This window comes from Curtobacterium flaccumfaciens (assembly GCF_004361695.1).
GTDB classification, from domain to species: domain Bacteria; phylum Actinomycetota; class Actinomycetes; order Actinomycetales; family Microbacteriaceae; genus Curtobacterium; species Curtobacterium flaccumfaciens_B.
Genome location: NZ_SNVW01000001.1, coordinates 503,471 through 520,993 on the forward strand (window position 1 = coordinate 503,471; position 17,523 = coordinate 520,993).

General features: G+C 67.0%; 14 protein-coding genes and 1 tRNA gene. 7 read left to right on the top strand and 8 right to left on the bottom strand.

The window, feature by feature from the left end:
- Positions 1–189 precede the first annotated feature (189 nt).
- From EDF64_RS02290 to EDF64_RS02315, 6 genes are all read right to left on the bottom strand, one after another.
- Positions 190–393 (bottom strand): LacI family DNA-binding transcriptional regulator, encoded by a 204-nt coding sequence (locus tag EDF64_RS02290; RefSeq protein ID WP_133518454.1) that lies wholly within the window; start codon positions 391–393, stop codon positions 190–192.
- Between the two features lie 154 nt (positions 394–547).
- Entirely contained in the window at positions 548–2,452 is a 1,905-nt protein-coding gene (locus tag EDF64_RS02295; RefSeq protein ID WP_133518455.1) for a glycoside hydrolase family 127 protein, read from the bottom strand.
- A 101-nt stretch (positions 2,453–2,553) separates the two neighbouring features.
- Positions 2,554–6,441 carry a DUF5695 domain-containing protein gene (locus EDF64_RS02300; protein ID WP_133518456.1) on the bottom strand — a complete coding sequence of 1,296 codons (3,888 nt, stop codon included), beginning with the start codon at positions 6,439–6,441 and terminating at the stop codon, positions 2,554–2,556.
- A 28-nt stretch (positions 6,442–6,469) separates the two neighbouring features.
- Positions 6,470–7,372, bottom strand: a complete 903-nt coding sequence (locus tag EDF64_RS02305) for a carbohydrate ABC transporter permease (protein ID WP_082517922.1) — start codon at positions 7,370–7,372, stop codon at positions 6,470–6,472.
- Positions 7,369–8,145, bottom strand: coding sequence for a carbohydrate ABC transporter permease (locus EDF64_RS02310; protein WP_056122845.1), 777 nt, complete (start codon positions 8,143–8,145; stop codon positions 7,369–7,371). Before EDF64_RS02310 ends, EDF64_RS02305 begins: the two co-directional genes overlap by 4 nt.
- A gap of 184 nt (positions 8,146–8,329) precedes the next feature.
- On the bottom strand, positions 8,330–9,592 hold the full coding sequence (locus EDF64_RS02315; protein WP_166645564.1) for a sugar ABC transporter substrate-binding protein: 1,263 nt from the start codon (positions 9,590–9,592) through the stop codon (positions 8,330–8,332).
- A 208-nt stretch (positions 9,593–9,800) separates the two neighbouring features.
- Here EDF64_RS02315 and EDF64_RS02320 point away from each other — a divergent pair, with 208 nt between their 5' ends.
- From EDF64_RS02320 to EDF64_RS02330, 3 genes are all read left to right on the top strand, one after another.
- Positions 9,801–11,300: an alpha-N-arabinofuranosidase gene (locus EDF64_RS02320; protein ID WP_208108807.1), complete on the top strand. Its 1,500-nt coding sequence runs from the start codon at positions 9,801–9,803 to the stop codon at positions 11,298–11,300.
- The gene (locus tag EDF64_RS02325) at positions 11,297–12,343 is read left to right on the top strand and encodes a LacI family DNA-binding transcriptional regulator (RefSeq protein WP_235515497.1); all 1,047 of its coding nucleotides are present in this window, start codon (positions 11,297–11,299) and stop codon (positions 12,341–12,343) included. The genes EDF64_RS02320 and EDF64_RS02325 overlap by 4 nt, the downstream gene beginning before the upstream one ends.
- Before the next feature lie 142 nt (positions 12,344–12,485).
- Entirely contained in the window at positions 12,486–12,734 is a 249-nt protein-coding gene (locus EDF64_RS02330; protein ID WP_133518459.1) for a hypothetical protein, read from the top strand.
- A 241-nt stretch (positions 12,735–12,975) separates the two neighbouring features.
- Here EDF64_RS02330 and EDF64_RS02335 read toward each other — a convergent pair.
- A tRNA-Gln gene (locus tag EDF64_RS02335) sits at positions 12,976–13,050 on the bottom strand.
- Between the two features lie 81 nt (positions 13,051–13,131).
- Between EDF64_RS02335 and EDF64_RS02340 the strand changes: the two genes are divergently transcribed.
- The 4 genes from EDF64_RS02340 to EDF64_RS02355 all read left to right on the top strand — a co-directional run bounded on the left by EDF64_RS02340 (position 13,132) and on the right by EDF64_RS02355 (position 16,180).
- The gene (locus tag EDF64_RS02340) at positions 13,132–13,626 is read left to right on the top strand and encodes a MarR family winged helix-turn-helix transcriptional regulator (protein ID WP_133518460.1); all 495 of its coding nucleotides are present in this window, start codon (positions 13,132–13,134) and stop codon (positions 13,624–13,626) included.
- Between the two features lie 93 nt (positions 13,627–13,719).
- Complete coding sequence (locus EDF64_RS02345; protein WP_133518461.1) at positions 13,720–15,063, top strand: D-alanyl-D-alanine carboxypeptidase/D-alanyl-D-alanine-endopeptidase; 1,344 nt, start codon at positions 13,720–13,722, stop codon at positions 15,061–15,063.
- Positions 15,064–15,107: 44 nt separating this feature from the next.
- Positions 15,108–15,563: a VOC family protein gene (locus tag EDF64_RS02350; RefSeq protein WP_133518462.1), complete on the top strand. Its 456-nt coding sequence runs from the start codon at positions 15,108–15,110 to the stop codon at positions 15,561–15,563.
- 53 nt (positions 15,564–15,616) lie between these two features.
- Positions 15,617–16,180, top strand: coding sequence for a hypothetical protein (locus tag EDF64_RS02355; RefSeq protein WP_133518463.1), 564 nt, complete (start codon positions 15,617–15,619; stop codon positions 16,178–16,180).
- A gap of 14 nt (positions 16,181–16,194) precedes the next feature.
- Here the strand turns inward: EDF64_RS02355 and EDF64_RS02360 are convergent, their stop codons facing one another.
- Positions 16,195–17,514, bottom strand: coding sequence for an ABC-F family ATP-binding cassette domain-containing protein (locus EDF64_RS02360; protein ID WP_432207009.1), 1,320 nt, complete (start codon positions 17,512–17,514; stop codon positions 16,195–16,197).
- Positions 17,515–17,523 lie beyond the last annotated feature (9 nt).

Genomic DNA, 17,523 nt, shown 5'->3' on the forward strand with positions numbered 1-17,523 from the left:
ACGAACAGTTCGCGATGGATGCTCTTCAGGGACGGTTCGCTCACGGTGCTCCCAATCTGTGCCGACCTGTTGATTGTCCCGCACACCCACTCTGGGCGGAGGTGCCGGTGGGTGGGGTCCGCGTTGGTGTCGCCAGCGCCTGACTTCTCCGCTCCTGCAGGGAGCGGAGGCCGGACCACCGGCGGTGTTTCAAGTCGGTTTCTTTGCTCTTCGGCCGAGCTGGGCTGCTTCTGCGTTTCGTTGGTACCTCAGGTAGGCGATGACCGCCAACACTCGGTGCCTCGTGGTGGGAGCGACGCTCGTGGGGTCGTTGAGGACGCGTGAGACAGTCTGGTGCGAGACGCCTGCCACCGTCGCCACGTCGTAGATGGTGGGTGCACCAGCTTCAGCCATCTGCTTTCACCTGATCTGTCCGTGTCGCCGCGGCCGCGAGGCAAGACAGGCGGTCTCTGATTGCCCAGCTGGTGCACCCATCCGCGAATGCAATCGGTCGCCTACGAAGGCTGGCGTTCGCGTCATAGCGCTTCCTCTCCCGCTTCCAGCGGCATCATTCAGTGGGGAGGAACACCCGCATCGTCGATGGACCTCGATTCCCCCAGGTCGAATAGGGGACGAGCCGCACTGTGTCGATGAACGTCGTCTCTGTGACTGCGGCTCCGTAGGGAAGCGGTGATCCGGTCTGCGCTTCTCGTACCGCGATCCCGACCCGGACGTCGTCGGGGCCGTCGTCCTGCAAGGCGACTTCGTCGAGGAGGACGACATCGTTGATCGCTCTTCCGAGGTCCGTGGACTCCAAGGCGTAGACGAGGGGGCCCCGCTCGATGGCGACGGTGCCGCGAAGAGCATCGATGCGCGGATCGGGGTGCGTGATCCGGGCCCGATTGGGTACCGTCAGCGTCACCCTGTCTCCCCGGTTGAAGATCCGATCGACGGCGATCGACGTGCCACCCGCCACGCGGTGGTGGCCGTCCGGCGTGTCGAGCTCGGCGGTCGTGGCCCAGGCCGGCACTCGGAGTCGAAGCTCGAGCGGTGTCTCACTCGACTTGGTCGCCGTGACGATCACTTCGCCGTTGAACGGCCAGCCGGAGCGGACCTCGAAGCCTGCCGTGCCGCCGCCCGGGAGGTCGACGTCGATGTCGTAGTCGCCGTACTGGTGCAGCTGGAGCCCGTGCTCGGTCATCGTTGCGAAGACTGATTCCACGCTCGCGAGGGTCCGGGCGAGGTTCGTCGGGCAGCACGAGACCTCGAACCAGGGTGCACGCAGACTCGCGAGCGCTCTGGCACTCACTTCGTCCTCAGGTGGGACTGTTCCCTCGACACGTTGGTGCAGCGTGTTCGCGTAGAAGAACGCGCGGCCATCCTCTCGGGGCGCCACCATCACCGCGTTGTAAAGGGTGCGTTCGATGAGGTCTGCGTACTTGGCGTCCCCGGTCTGGAGCAGCAGGCGCCACGACAGCATGTTGGAGGCGATCGCCGCGCAGGTCTCGCCGTACTCGCGGTCCGACGGCAATTCGAAGTCCGCACCGAAGGATTCGTCCTGGTGATGCGAGCCCATTGCACCGGTGAGGTAGGTCCGCCGTGCGACCGTGCGCTCCCATTGCAGTTCGGCAGCGCGTAGCAACTCGGCATCGCCGGTTTCCACGGCGACGTCGACGGCGCCCGCCGCGAGGTAGAGCGCTCGGACGGCGTGCCCACGCATCACGTCCGCTTCGCGGAAGGGAAGCTCGTCTTGGAAGTACTCCTGCCCGAACTCGATCGGTTTCAGGAGACCGTGCCCACGTCGTTCGACGAACAACCGCGCGAGCTCGGTGTACCGGTGGTCGCCGGTGGCCCGTCCGAGTTCGACGAGGGCCGGTTCGATCTCCGGGTGCCCACATACCGCCTGTCGCCCGTCGGCACCGAACACCGCAACGAGATGGTCGGCGACGCGGACGGCGACGTCGACGAGGGGTCCGCTGCCGGCGGTCCGAATTTGCGCCACGGCAGCCTGAATGAGGTGGCCCATGCTGTAGAGCTCGTGACCCCACTCGAAGTTCGACCACCGAGCAGGTTGCCCGGGACGTCCGAAACTCGTGTGCAGGTACCCGTCCGGGGACTGGGCAGCAGCCACTCGTCTCACGAGGCGCTCGTACCGGCTCGCGAGATCCGGGTCAGCGCTCCGTCCGAGTTCCCAAGCCATCGCCTCGAGCAGCTTGTAGACCTCCGAGTCGACGAATTCGATGCCCGAATGTGTGAACGGCTCGCCCGCCGCGGCGGCGTCGAAGTTCCCGATCCACCCGATTCGCTCCATCCAGTCTTCGCAGTGCTGCAGGATCGTGTGCGCGTTCCGGTCCTGCCATTCTCCCCAGTACCCACCGGCGAGCCGGAGAGCCCCGAGAGGGAGCGGGCGCAAGAGAGAGGAAGAGGGCAGCACCGGGCCGTTCCTGGGTGCGGTCCTGTTGGTGATTGGCATGGGAACCTTCGCGGTGAGGAAGACGGAACGTTGGCGTGCGGGCGGTTGTCTGGGTGCTGCTGAGGTGCGGGCCGGATCCCGAAAACCCGGCCCGCACCGGCTCAGCGGACGTCCCCGTGGATCTCGAAGGTGTCGATCGTGCCCTTCAGGTACGGGTCCGGGAACTGGGACTTGCCCAGGTAGTCACCTGTGGTGCGGCCGAGGTCCTTCGGCGCCACCTTCATGGCCGTGTTCTGACCGATCTGTGTCCCGTCCGCGTAGAGCGTGCCGGTCGTGGTCCCGTCAGAATTCGGTTTGAACGTCAGCTTCAGCGTCGTCCAGGTGTTCGCCTTCATGGTGTAGTCGCTAGTGATCTGGGTCTCCGCGCCGTTGCCCGCGTTGCTGATGGCGAAGCCGACGTGACCGTCACCGAGCGCTGGCGTGAGGAACATGTACTTCGTGGTGTTGCTGCCGAAGTCGAAGATCCTGCCGAACGTCTGCACCGAGTCCACCTTTAGTCTCGTCGAGATCGTCATGGACGTTCCGCGCGAAACGATGTCGTTCGGCAGCTGCAGGTAGGAGCCGTCTGCACCGTCGAGTCGGAGTGCGCTCGTGCCAGCGTCGCTGGTCACTGCCGCGGTGCCGTTCAGCGTTGCGTTGTTGCCGCTCCCACTCGTGTCGGGCACCGTCTTCCCACTTGCCGTGGCGAAGGTGTAGTTGACCCAGTTCGTGGGCATCGGTGCCGGGGCTGTGACGGTCACCTTCACGCTGTCGGTGGACTGCAGCGATCCGTCGGACCCGGTGAGGGTGAAGAGGTAGTTGCCCGCTCCGCTGACCTTCACCGTCGGGTGCAGGCTCTTCGGGTCACTGATCGTCGCGGTGGCTCCGGAGGGTTTCGTGTTCACCGTCCAGGTTGAGTTGAGTGTGCCGTTCGGGTTGCCGAGTCCGTCGTCGGTGGCCGAGCCGCTGAGGGTCACGTCATCCAGCCCGTTGACGATGCCGGTCTGATCCGCGCCGGCGTTGACCTTCGGTGCCGTGTTGGCATCCGGAGCGGCCGTCACGAGGCGGACGGTGTAGCTGGACCCTGCCGGAACCTGGTACGTCACGCTCGTGGGGGCGCGGAGCGTTCCGGCGGCGGCCGCCGGCGTGTACACGTTGATCTTCCGTTGCGCTTGTCCGTTGACGAGCACCGAGTACGTGCCCTGGGCCAGCCCTGTGACGTCGAACGAACCGGTGTGTGCTGCCCCGGAGACGTTCGCCAGGTCGAGGCGGAGGTCGGCGCTGTTCTTGCCGACGACGGCCTGCGTGTAGCGGTCGGAGTTCAGGTCGACGGAGAGCTGCTGGCTGACCAGGTTGAGCTTGCGCTGCACACCGTCGGTGGGTTGCACCGTCGTCGATGACTGATCGGAGGAAACCGTGGCGCCGTAGCCGATGGTCCCGAAGATCGGGTCATCGGTCACGACGTCCGCGCTCATGTTCTGCAGTGCGCCCCAGAGGTTGAGGTCGCTCTCGCCGGTCATGCCCCGCCAGCCGTTCAGGAGCTGCACGTTGGTGCCCCCGCCGACTCCGAGGGTGCCGAGGTTGCCCTTCTCCGACTGGTAGGACCATGCGGAGGCGCCGATGTTCGCCGGCACGTTGCTGATCTGTCCGGAGTTCACGTTCGCGATCGCGCCGAGCTTCGATGCGTAGTTCAGTCGCTGCAGTTCGGCCCGCTCCGTCGGAGTGACCGCGTCCGTGCCGGTCTCAAGCGCGGAGGTGTGGTTGATGTAGTCGTCCATCGTGTACCCCGCGAGGGCGATGCTGTACTGGAACTGCCACCAGTTCTCGCCGGTGATGGTGGTGGGGTCGGCGTACCAGTACCAGACGGGCATCTGTCCTCGCGCTGCGCGCGTCTTCGCCACGATGTCGCGCATCATCCGCAGCGCGTTCGCCTTGTCGGCGTTGACGTTGAGCTTGGCGAGTGTGTACACCGCCTCTTCGCCGGTGTTGTCGTAGCTGTACTCGGAGCCGTACGGGTACTTCTCCGACGAGAAGTTCTTGTACTTGACGGCCATCTTCGCTTCGATGTCGTTGGCCTGCTGGGTCATGCCCTCGGTGCGCAGCGCATCGATCAGCGCGGGCGTGGTGAGCTCACCCATGAGACCGGTGTTCCAGTTGTATGCGACTGGGCCGTCGTAGAGCTCCTTGAACACCCCGTACGCCTGCGTCAGGTACCACTTCGACGGGTGGCTGTAGCTGATCAGGCCGGGGTTCTGCTTCGCGATCTGGTACATGCTGAAGAACGTGTTGTAGATGTGCGGGTAGGCGTACCCGCGGTAGCTGGGTGTCGTGTTCGCGGCACCGGGCTTGCCCTGCTCCCAGAAGTCGTAGACGAGGTAGCTCGGCTTCGTCGTGTCGGCTGTGTTGCCCATCAGGTGCTCCCAGACGGCCTTCTCGAGGTAGAGGTCGAGGGACTGTACCTGCGTCTTGACGGGGTCGAGCGCGTTCTTCGCCGCGAGGAACTCTCCGTGTGGCAGCCCCCAGTCGTCTCCGAGGCCGTAGTAGCCGGCGTACTCGTTGCGTTTGCCTTCCGGCGCCTTCGTCGACGACGGCAGCGAGCCGTCCGCGGCGTTCATCATCCAGTCGTCGTAGGTTCCGTACCGGATGTCGTCGGTGGTGATGCCGTCGGCGGTCGTCCACTGCTGGTTCTTCACCATGAAGTCCGCATGCGCGTTGAGGGCGTTCGCGACCTTGTCGGTGACGGAGAACTGCAGCACGCTGGAGCGGGATCTCCCCGCCGCGTCCGTGTAGTTCACGGTCACCAGGTTGGTTCCCAGTTGGGTCTTGTCGAAGGCGATGGAGTAGATGCGGTAGTCACCGTTGGCGCGTGAGAACGTCACCTTCGGGTTCGTCGGGTTGGCGCCGCCGAGGTCGTTGTTGTTCTTCGCCGTCACCGAGGTGATCGTCCCCTTGATCCGGAACGCGGCCTGCGCGGTCTGGTCGTACGGCACGACGAGGCCCGGGACGACGGTGGTGTCGAGCAGCCCCTGGTTGTAGAGCACGTCTTGACGGTCGTTGTCACTGGTGAACTTACTGATGTGGAACGTAAGCGTCTTGCTGGCTCCGGCGGCGAGCGTTGTCGCCGTGGATCCGAGGTACCCGCGGTTGGTCGACTGGATTGCCGTGGAGTTCGGGTAGTAGACGTTCAGGCCCTTGATGTTCGAGCTCTCGTTGTCCGAGTTCCACGCCCACGAGGTGTCGCCGACTTCCTGGGTGCGCCAGCGGTCCTGGTACTCGAAACCGGAACCGGTGCCCGTGTCAGCAGTGATCATGATCCCGGGGCCTTGACCGCTGGGGCGCTGCAAGGTCAGGTACGAGCCGTTCTTCCCCACGTAGGAGTGGGTGAGGACGCGGGTCTCGTAGATCGAGTCGCCACCCTTCCAGAGTTCGTTCGCGGGGATCGGGAGTCCCCAGTCCCCGAGGACGAGTCGCTGGCCGGAAGTGTTCTCGACGTTCTGCTTCCAGGTGATCGATCCGTCGGCAGCGACCGTGTACGTCTGGGTGAACGTGAACCCCTTCACCCCTTCGGCGTCGGTCGAGTTCTTGTAGGTGACGGTGACCGTGTTGCCGTTGACGCTGACAGTGCGACCATCAGCGGACTCCGTCGTCCAGGCCTTCTTCCACGGCGTCGTTCCGACACCGGTCTTGCTGATGGTTCCGTTCCCGGTCGCGTAGCTGAACATGACGTTGCCGAGCCACTGCTTGTACTTTGCGTTCGTCTCGGCTGCCTGCTCGGGAGCAGTGTCGGGATTCATCACGTACTGGGTGTCGTACGTGTCCCCTGGGATCTTCAGCGACTGGATGCTGCCGTCGCTGGCGAACCCGGCCGCGAGCTTGGTGGAGCTGATCGTGTTCGCGATCTGCGTCGCGGCGGTTGCCGACCCTGGATGGGCCAGGACCGCCACCGCGGCTGCGGTCGCGATCGCGACCACCCCGGCGGTGAGTCGTGAGCGTGTTCTCGAGAGCAGCATCATTGCCGCCTTTCGGTGAGGGAGGAACTTACTTGGTGGACCCGACCGCGAGACCTTCGCGGAGGAGACGGAACGAGGCGATGTAGACGACCAGGAGCGGGATCGACGAGAGCACGGCCAGAGCCATCAGGCCCGGCCAGTTGATGCCGTACCCCGACGTCTGCTGTGCGATGAGTGCACTCATCGGGTAGTTGACCGGAGAGATGAGGAGGTTGATCGCGTAGAGGAACTCGCCCCACGAGACGAGGAAGATCAGCGCAGCCACGGTCGCGATGCCGTTGCGAACGATCGGGATCACGATGCTGATGAACGTCCGCAGGCGTCCCGCACCGTCGATCGACGCGGCCTCTTCGATCGCGTCCGGGACACCGGCGAAGAACGGACGGAGCAGCAAGGTGGCCCACGGAAGCAACATCGCGCCGTTAGCGAGCACGAGGCTCATTGTGGTGTCGAGTAACCCGACCCTGCTGAAGAACGTGTAGAGCGGGATGATGTTCGCCGTCTGCGGGACCATCTGCAGGAAGATGAGCAGCGCCAGCACCACGCTCGCTGCGACGCCGTTGACCCGCGCGAGCGCGTAGGCAAGGGGCACCCCGAGCAGCGCGACGAGGACGGTGGTCCCGACGGCGATCTGGGCGGACTGCAGCAGGGCCGTCGACAATCCGGCGTTCGCGATCGCGTCGCGGTAGGCGCCAAGTGTGGGAGTGAACAGGGCGAAGGGACTCCCGCCGAGGACGGCTCCCTGCTGCTTCAAGGACGTCAGCAGGATCCACACGAGGGGCAGGCCGTAGACGACGTACAGCAGGGTCCGAACTGTCGCTGCGACTGGTTCACGGGCAGGGCGCCGTCGTCGGTTCGGATGCCGAGGAGCGGTGACCACGGCTGCCATCGAGAGCGGGGCCTGGCCGTGGCGTGGAGCGGTGGTGGTCATTGGTTCTCCCGCCGGACGGACCGGACGTAGACGAGTGCGAGGACGGCGACGATGACCAGGGCGATGACACCCGTGGCGGAGCCAAGGCCGTAGTCGTGTTCGATGAAGGCCTGCGAGTAGCTGAGGAACGGCAACGTCGTGGTCGACGTCCCTGGTCCGCCCGCCGTCATGACGTAGATGAAGTCGAAACTCCGGAACGCGTAGACCACCGTCAGGATCGCGAGGATGACTGCGGTCGGTCGTGCGGCCGGTATCAGGACGTACCAGATCTCCTGCAGCTTGCTGGTGCCATCGAGGGATGCAGCTTCGAGGACTTCGGGATCGATGTTGAGCAGCGCAGCACGGAACACGAGCGCGTTGAACGGGATGACAGCCCATGCATTGACCGCGGCGACGGACAGCAGCGCCAGGTGGGGGTCGTAGAGGAACGGCAATCCTTGCGGAGCGATGCCGAGCCCTCGGAGGACGCCGTTGACCAGTCCGTCGTCGGCAAGGAGGAACTTCCAGATGCTGCCGTTCACGACCGGTGGGAGCGCCCAGATGAACACCATCATCCCGAGCAGGATCGAGCTCGCAGGCCGGGATGAGCGGACGACCATGGCGACGCCCAGTCCACCGATGATCCCGATGAGCGTGACGATCGCGACGAACAGTGCCGTGTCGAGCGCTGCCGGTGCGACGCTCGGCCCCTGAAACAGCGATGCGTAATTCTGCAAGCCGACGAAGGGCCATGCCTGGTTCAAGGTCCCGGTGCTGACCTCGCTGACGCTCATCTTGAGCAGGAGGTAGATCGGGTAGATCGAGAAGACGGCAAGGACCGCGATCCCAGGGGCTGCGAAGGCGAGCCGGCTTCGCCCTCGCAGCCCCCGCCGCCGTGGGGGCACCCGCTCGCTGGCGGACCGTTCAGGGCGGTCAGTGCGGAGAGATGATGCTCCCACGGTGGTTTCTCCAGTCCTGCTACTGCTTGAGCAGCGGCTCGAGCTTGTTCAGCAGGTCGCTGCTGATCTGATCGGGCGTGCCGGTACCCGCGATCGCGGCGCTCCAGGACTCGCCCACCGTCTGCAACACGGTCGCGACGTTCTTCGACGGGATGGCCCGGTCCGGAGAGGCGTGACCGTTCTTCGCAACGATCGACGAGAACACCGAGAGGATCGGGTCGTCCTTGACCTGCGGAGCTTCGGCAACGTCAGCACGTGCGGGGATCGAGCCGAAGGCCTTCAGCAGTGTGAGTTCACCCTGCTTGGAGAAGAACTCCTGCTCGAGGTACTGCTGAGCGAGCTCCTTGTTCTTCGAGAAGGCGCCGATGTTCTGCGCCTCACCGCCGAGGTAGATCGAGCCCTTGTCTCCGACGGGGATCGGCACGACTCCGTAGTTGAACTTCGCCGACTGCTTTGCCGACGCGATCTGCCAGTTACCGTTGACTGCGAACGCGGTGTTGCCAGCCGAGAACTGCTGGAACGGAACGGTCTGGTCCCAGGTCGAAGCTTCCTTCGTGAGGTAGCCCTTCGCTGTCCAGTCCTGCATCAGCGAGAACGCGTCTTCGAGGGGCTCCTTCTCGGGCTTCGCGTAGTCCCATCCGGCACGGGACAGCCAGGGGAACGCCTGCCATTCACCCTCTGAGTTCGGCTTCCCCGTGAGGGTGATGCCTTCCTTGCCGGCCGCCTTCGCGAGCGCCAGGTCCTTCTCGAGCTCGGCGAAGGTCGTCGGCGGCTTGACGCCGAGCTGGTCGAGGATGTCCTTGTTGTACCAAAGCCCGATGAGGTTCACGAAGCCCTGCACGCCGAGGGTCTTGCCGTCGACCTTCTGGATCACGGAGTCCGGGAACTGGTCCTTGTCCGCGAAGTCATTCCACCAGGAGTCCATCGGTGCGATCGCGCCGGCCTTATCGAGCGTGTACGTGTCCGCTGCGTTGTACACGACGACGTCCGGACCGCTCTTGGTCCCCGCGGCCTGCACCAGCTTGTTGGTGAGCTGGTCGAAGGGCACGTACACGTTCTTCACCGTGACACCGTCGTGCTTGGCCTCGAAGTCCTGACCGAGGGAGTCGAGCCCCTTCGTCTGCCCTGGGACCGAGTAGTAGTGCCAGACCGTGAGGGTCTTCGTCCCACTGCTCTCGCCACCTGCGGCTGGAGCCGATGACGGCGTACAGCCAGCGAGACTCGCGACGGCGGCAATCGTGGCGATCGTCGCCGCCAAGATCTTGTGTGTGCGACGCATCATGCGCCCTCTCTTTCGGGTGTGTCTTCGTTGACCGCCGCTGGCCCGAGGGAGGGGATCGTGGGTTTCATCGATGAAATCCTGGGGTGCACGACCGCGGCAGGCTGAGCATAGGCAGGTTGGCGGGAGAACGTCAACCATGCTTCACTGGGCGTCACCAGCACCTCGGGGTAGCCACGGTCGCCCTTGTTCATCGATGAAACGGATACTCATGTCCTCACAGGGATCAGCGAAGATCACCGTCCACCCGGAGTTCGTGGTGGGAACCGTCGACCACCGACTCTTCGGTTCATTCGTCGAGCACCTCGGGCGGGGCGTGTACGGCGGGGTCTTCGATCCGGACGATGCAAGGAGTGGCGCCGAGGGTTTCCGGGAGGATGTGCTTGCGCTCGTCCGTGAGCTGGGAGTCTCCACGGTGCGGTACCCGGGCGGGAACTTCGTCTCCGCCTACGACTGGCGGGACGGCGTCGGGCCGGTGAGCGAGCGACCGGTCCGCCTCGATCCCGCGTGGCACTCCGTCGAGACCAACCGCTTCGGCACGGATGAGTTCCTGTCGTGGTGTCGGCGGGCCGAGGTCGAGCCGATGCTCGCGGTGAACCTTGGGACGAACGGCATCCGGTCTGCTCTGCAGCTGCAGGAGTACGTCAACCACCCGTCCGGGACGACCCTCGCTGATCTCCGGAAGGCGAACGGCCATCCGGAGCCGTGGGCGGTCCGGACGTGGTGTCTCGGTAACGAGATGGACGGCCCCTGGCAGATCGGGCACATGCCGGCTCGGGAGTACGGGCGCCTGGCAGCGGCGACCGGGTCGGCGATGCGAGCGGTTGACCCGGATCTCCGGCTCGTCGCCTGCGGCTCGAGCAACGACCGCATGGAGACGTTCGGGACGTGGGAGCGCGAGGTGCTCGAGGAGTGCTGGGAGGTGATCGATCACATCTCGTGTCATCAGTACGCGCGGTACGACGGCGACCTTGCCCGATTCCTGGCATCCGGCGTCACGATGGACCACTTCATCGCCACCGTCGCCGCAACGATCGCTCATGTGGGCGCCGTTCGCCGCAGCAAGCGGGAAGTGACGATCTCGTTCGACGAGTGGAACGTGTGGGACTACACGGCGCACGATGCACGCGTAGCGCAGGGCCTTGGCTGGGACGTTGCGCCGCGGTTGTTGGAGGACTTCTACAGCGTCGCCGACGCAGTCGTCGTTGGCGACATGCTGATCAGCATGATCAACCGAGCCGATGTTGTTCGTGCGGCGAGCATGGCGCAGCTGGTCAACGTCATCGGGCCCATCATGGCCGAGCCGGGGAAACCGGCCTGGCGCCAGACGACGTTTTTCCCGTTCCGGGACGCAGCGGCGAGTGCCGGAGGGGAGGCCCTCCAGGTCGCCATTCAGGCGCCGACAACGGAAGCAGAAGCGCCGGCAATCAGCGCTGCAGTGGTTCAGCGCACGGACGGAACGCTGCAGATCATGCTCGTCGGACGCCACACCGCAACAGCGATCTACGTCGAACTCGACCTGAGCTCCTTCGGCCCGGTGGCGGGGGCGGCCGGGACAGTGCTGTCCGATCCGGACCCGTTCGCTACGAACGACGCGTCCACGCCGGAGCGGGTGCGACCACAGTCGCTGCCGGTCGATATCCTCGGCACGGGAGTCCGGGTGCAGATCCCTCCGGTTTCCTGGAGCGTGATCACGGTCACCTTCTCATGACCCTCGAGAGGACGATCGTGCCGACATCGCAGCCGCGGCGTTCCGCGACGATGGCGGACGTCGGTGCGGCGGCGGGGGTCACCGCGCGCACCGTGTCGAACGTTCTCTCCGGAAAAGTCGGCGTTCGCGATGCGACACGGGATGCTGTCCTGAAGGCAGTCCGCGACCTCGGCTACCAAATGAATGTTTCGGCACGGGGGCTGCGTACCGGGCTGACGGGCATGATCACCCTGGCGATCCCGGACCTGAGTATCGACTACTTCGCGCAGCTCGCGAATGGAGTCATGCGCGAGGCCGAGGCGCACGGATGGACAGTGATCATCCAGCAGACGGGTGCGCGGCGAGAGACCGAACTCGCGATCCTCTCCGGAGCGGCACGGCAGCTGTCCGACGGCTTGATCTTTCAACCGCATGCCCTCGGACCTGGAGACGAACGGCTCATCACAGGAGATCAGCCCTTGGTACTGCTCGGCGACCGGATCTTCAACGGGCCGGTCGACCACGTCGCCATGGCCAACGCGGAGGCTGCTGACGCAGCCACCACCTACCTGATCGACCGCGGTTGCCGCAGCATTGCGGTGGTTGGGGCCAATCCGGCGGGTGGATCAGTGAGTGCAGCAGCGCTCCGGCTGCAGGGGCACGCCCGGGCTCTCGAGCGAGCCGGCCGAGGACTCGACGACAGACTCGTTGCAACAGCCAGCGAGTGGCATCAGAACGACGGCGCCGTAGCCGCTCATCGATTGCTCAACAGCGGGGTCGCGTTCGATGGTCTGTTCTGCTTCAACGACAACTTGGCAATCGGAGCGATGAGTGTGCTGCTGGAAGCGGGCCTGGAGATTCCCAGAGATGTGCGCGTCGTCGGCTTCGACAACGTTCCTGCCGCTGCGTTCTCCTATCCCTCATTGACAACCATCGATCCGGGACTTGCGCAGATCGCAAAGACGTCGACCGATCTCCTTGCCCGGAGAATCTCGGACGGGCCTCCAGCGCAGCCCTCAGAGATCGTCGCGAGTTTCTCGCTCGTAGCCCGCCGAAGCGCCTGAGGGGTCGACGGCCTCGTCGGGTGACGCTGGACGTCTGGGGGCCACGGAACTCAGGCAGCGTGCCTGGTTCGGCCAGCGCAACAATGTCGAGAACGGCAACTCGCGCCTCAAAGACGCCGATCGCGAAGCCCTCGGAGTGGCTATGAAGCGTCGCGTCCGCGGACCCTGGTTCGTCGAGCTCGCTGCCGCATTCGCAGCTGCAAGCGCAAACCTCGCTCGCATCATCGAGTGGCTGAAGGAGCGACTGAGCCTCGCGCCCATCAACCGCATGAACAACACCAGCCCCGCCCTGTTCGAGGCCGGCCTGAGCACCCTCACCCTCGACGAGCACGACACTCGAAACGGCTTCAACGCAATCGCGCAGCTACCAGAGTTCCAACTACTGGACTGACGAGCCCGCGCCTCCAAACTTCATAGACCCTGAACTCCCCCTCGCCACGTCCGGCAGGGGGTATTCGTCGTTCCTCGAAGCGAACGCAGACCAAGGCACGCGTCGCGGTACGCTCCCCAGCGGTCGTCGGGACAGGACGAGCGACCCTGGGAGCGGAGCTGAGCGCGGTTTTCCACCTCGGCCTAATGTCACGCTCGAATTTTCCGACTGAGATCGCCGAAATCTCCGAACACCCCCTGGCTGGCTCCGCCTCCAGGATTCGAACCCGGACCTAACGGCACCAAAGGCCGTCGTGCTGCCATTACACCAAGGCGGAACACACCCCGCGGAGTGCCCGACCATCCTCCCATGCCGACGAGGCTGGCCGTGCAGCCCCCGCTTCGGCCAAGATGGTGGGATGCCGCAGGAGGACGAGGTCGACCGCATCGTCGCTGCGTGGGGACGGGAGCGTGCCGATCTCGACTTCGGGCCGCTCGAGGTGCTGTCCCGGGTGGACCGGCTCGCCCGGCACCTGGACCGAGCACGTCGCGCGGCGTTCGACGAGAGCGACGTCGAGCCGTGGGAGTTCGACGTCCTGTCGGCGCTCCGGCGGGCGGGTGAGCCGTACGAGCTCAGTCCGAAGACGCTCCTGCAGCAGACCCTGGTGTCGAGCGGCACGATGACGAACCGCGTGGACCGGCTGACGGCCCGCGGGCTGGTGGCCCGTCGCACCGACCCGAAGGACGGTCGGGGCATCCTCGTGTCCCTGACGAGCGAGGGGCGCCGAGCGGTCGACGCCGCGATCGCCGATCTGCTCGCCGCCGAGCGGGACATCCTCGCCGGGGTGTCGGAGACCGAGCAGGGCCAGCTGTCCGGCCTGCTGCGTCGGCTCATCCTCGGTCTCGGGGACTGACGGCACCGCCTTCACCCGGCAGGACGAACGCGGAGCGCTCCCTTCGGTCGAGCGGCCGATGCCGACGAACGTGGCGCTCGCGACGATGGACGGGTGCAGAAACCCCGTGAGCTCCTCCGCCGCTACCCGCACACCATCGCGTTCGCGACGGTGCTCGCGCTGGTCGTCGGCGGCATCGCGGTGGCCACCACGGCGATCGGGAGTTCGCGCGACCGAGCGACCGCCGCGGACGGACGGTGCACGGCTGACTCGCTCGCCGGGCGGTGGTCTGCGGGCCGGTTGTTCCTCGACGCGCGATCGGTGCGCACCGGCAAGGCGGTGCTGACCGTGCGCGGGGACGAACCCACGCAGACCGGCAGCACGATGAAGCTCCTCACGGCGTCCGCAGCCTTGAGCGCGCTCGGCCCGGACCGCCGCTTCACCACCCGGATCGTCGCCGGCACGACCCCGGGGAGCGTCGTGCTCGTGGGCGGTGGCGATCCGACGCTGAGCCGGTTGCCGAGCGGGCAGGACGGCGTCTACCCGGGTGCTCCCCACCTGGACGACCTCGCCCGTCAGGTCCGCGCGGCGCACCCCGGCCCGATCGACGTCGTGCAGGTGGACACCGGGTTGTTCGACGGTCCGGCGTGGCACCCGACCTGGACGGAGAGCGCGCGGACGAGCGGCAGCGTCTCGAACATCACCGCGCTCATGGTGGACGGCGACCGGGACGACCCCGCCGACGCCTACTCGCTCCGGAGCGCGGCCGCGGTCGCTCGGGCGGCATCGGCGTTCGCCGTGCTGCTCGGACCGGACGTCCGCGTCGACACGTCGTCGGTCGCGGTGTCATCGAGTGCGGCGCCGTCGGGTGCGGCGCCGTCTGGTGCGACCGTGCTCGGTTCCGTGCGGTCGGCGACGGTGTCCGACCTGGTCGGCACGCTGCTCACGCACTCCGACGACACACTCGCCGAGGTGCTCGCCCGGCACGTCGCCGTCGCGGAGGGCACCGGCAGGTCGTTCGACGCGATCCAGGCCGGCACCACGAAGGCGCTCCGTCACGTCGACGTGCCGACGGCCGGGCTCCGGTTGGTCGACGGCTCCGGGCTGAGCCCCGACAACCGCGTGCCGGCGTCGACCCTGACGAAGCTGATGCGGGCGGTCGCCGAGCACCGCCACGGACTCGCCCCGGTCGACGCGGGGCTGGCGGTGGCCGGGACGACCGGCACCCTCGCCGAGCACGGGCGCTTCACCGGTCCGGCCGCCGACGCCCGTGGCCACGTCCGTGGGAAGACCGGGACCCTCGACGACATGTTCGGCCTGACCGGTGTCACGGACGAGGTCGCCGGCGACCGGATCGCGTTCACGGTCTTCGCCGAGGGCACCGGTGACCCGGCGGCGCGGAAGGACATCGACGCACTCGCAGCAGCCCTGTGGCGCTGCGGCGGCAACGCGGGCTGACCGGCACGGCGCGCGGAGGTCGCGACAAAGGTACGCTCCGGCGCATGCACGCGATCACCCTGGCCGTCGCCGACGTCGCACGATCGGCGGACTTCTACCGTGCCCTGCTCGGCGTCGACGGGAGCGGGGTGATCGGCACCGAGTACCCCGCCACCGAGACCGAGGCCGGCGGCACCACCGCGATGTTCACCCTCGACGACGGCCTGATCGTGAGCGTGTACGGCCGGGAGGACATGGCGAAGGACGGCGGCGTCCACCTGGCGGAGGGCCCGAGCAGCACGATCGGGCACTTCGTGGACTCCCGCGAGGCCGCCGACGCCTTCCTCGACCGGGCACGAGTGGCCGGCGCGACGATGCTCGCGGCGCCGTACACGCGGCCGTGGGGCATGTACTCCGGCTTCTTCCAGGACCCCGACGGCCACCTCTGGGAGGTCGTCGCGAACCCCGGCGGCGGCGACCCCGCCGACGCAGCCCCGGCTGGCGCGGACGCGGGCGAGTAGCCCACCACGACGGGGGGCTGCGCGACGAGCCGGGCGTGCCCTACGGTGACGATGTGGACATCGGGCGGGCGATCCTCGGAACGAGCACGGTCGGGGCGGTCGTGCTGGCGGTCGGGTTCGGCTTCGCCGTCGCGCCGGTGCACGGACTCACGACGAACGTCATCAGTGGCGGCGCCTGCGCCACGTTCCCGCACGGCTCGCACGCACCGTCGGCGTGGTTCCTCGTCGCGCTGCAGAACGATTCGGACTTCGAGGTCCACGTCCGCGACGTCGAGCCACAGGAGCTCAGCGACGTCACACTCGAACGCTTCGCGATCGCGCCGCACCCCGACGAGCGCACCTCCGGCCTGATCGCGACCGACGACACCGGCCGCCCCACGGAGTACGGCCGCACCGTGCCCGTCGACAGCGGCTTCGTGGTGCCGGCGCACGGCGAACTCGACGTGACCGGACGGATCGTGCTACGGCCTGGAGCGGTGGCAGGCCAGGTGCGGGGCTTCACGGTCACCACCACCGGTGTCCTCGGAACACTGCGGACCGACAGCACGCCGGAGGCGTTCGGTGTCGGCGTCGAACAGGGCGGCGACGAGCCCGACGTCGACTGCCTCAGGGACTGACCCGAGCCGCCCCGCTACACCCCGAGCAACTCCGCGACCTCGAGCCAGCGCTCCTCGAGCTGCTCGATCTCGGCCTCGTGCGCCGCGAGCTTCGCCTGCAGCTCCCCGAGCCCGGCGTAGTCGGACTGGTCGTGGGTCGCGAAGGCGTCGAGCAGCTTCTTGCGATCCGCCCCGACGCGGGCGATCTTCCGGTCGAGCGCCGACATCTCCTTCTCCGCCGTCCGCCGGTCCGCACCCGACAGGGCAGACGCACCGGCGGCACTGGACCCGGCCACGGAACCGGCCGAGCCCGTCCCGCCTGCCGTGTCGGGCCTCCCGGCAGACGCGGCGGCAGCCGCCGAGGCGGTCCCGCCACCGGTGCCGGCCGCACGGAGCCGCATGTACTCGTCGACGCCGCCCGGCAGGTGCCGAAGGTGCCCGCCGAGCACCGCGTACTGCTGGTCGGTCACGCGCTCGAGCAGGTACCGGTCGTGGGAGACGACGAGCAGGGTGCCCGGCCAGGTGTCGAGGAGGTCCTCCATCGCGGCGAGCATGTCGGTGTCGAGGTCGTTCGTGGGCTCGTCGAGGATGAGCACGTTCGGCTCGTCGAGCAGGATGAGCATGAGCTGCAGTCGGCGCTTCTGCCCGCCGGACAGGTCCTTCACCGGCGTCGAGAGCTGCTCCGAGGTGAAGCCGAGCCGCTCGAGCAGCTGCGACGGCGTCATCTCCTTGCCGTCCGCCACGTAGCTCGTCTTCTTGCGGGCGACGACCTCGCGGACGCGGTCCGTCGCGAACTGCGCGAGGTCGGCGAGCTGCTGGTCGAGCACCGCCACCTGCACGGTCTTGCCGGTCTTCACGCGGCCGCTCGTCGGCTGCAGCCGACCCGACACCAGGTTGAGGAGCGTCGACTTGCCGGCGCCGTTCGGACCGAGGATGCCCGTCCGCTCCCCCGGCGCGATCCGCCACTCGATGCGGTCGAGGATCTCGGTGCCGTCGAAGGAGACGCTGACGTCGAGCAGGTCCACGACGTCCTTGCCGAGCCGCGCCGTGGCCGTCTTCGCCAGGGCGACGGTGTCGCGGATCGGCGGCACGTCGTCGATGAGCGCGTTGGCCGCGTCGATGCGGAACTTCGGCTTGCTCGTGCGGGCCGGGGCGCCGCGGCGGAGCCACGCGAGCTCCTTGCGGGCCAGGTTCTGCCGACGCTGCTCGCTCGCCGCGGCCTGCCGGTCACGCTCGACGCGCTGCAGGATGTACGCCGCGTAGCCGCCCTCGAACGGGTCGACGATGCCGTCGTGGACCTCCCACGTGTCGGTCGACACCGCGTCGAGGAACCACCGGTCGTGCGTCACGACCACGAGGCCGCC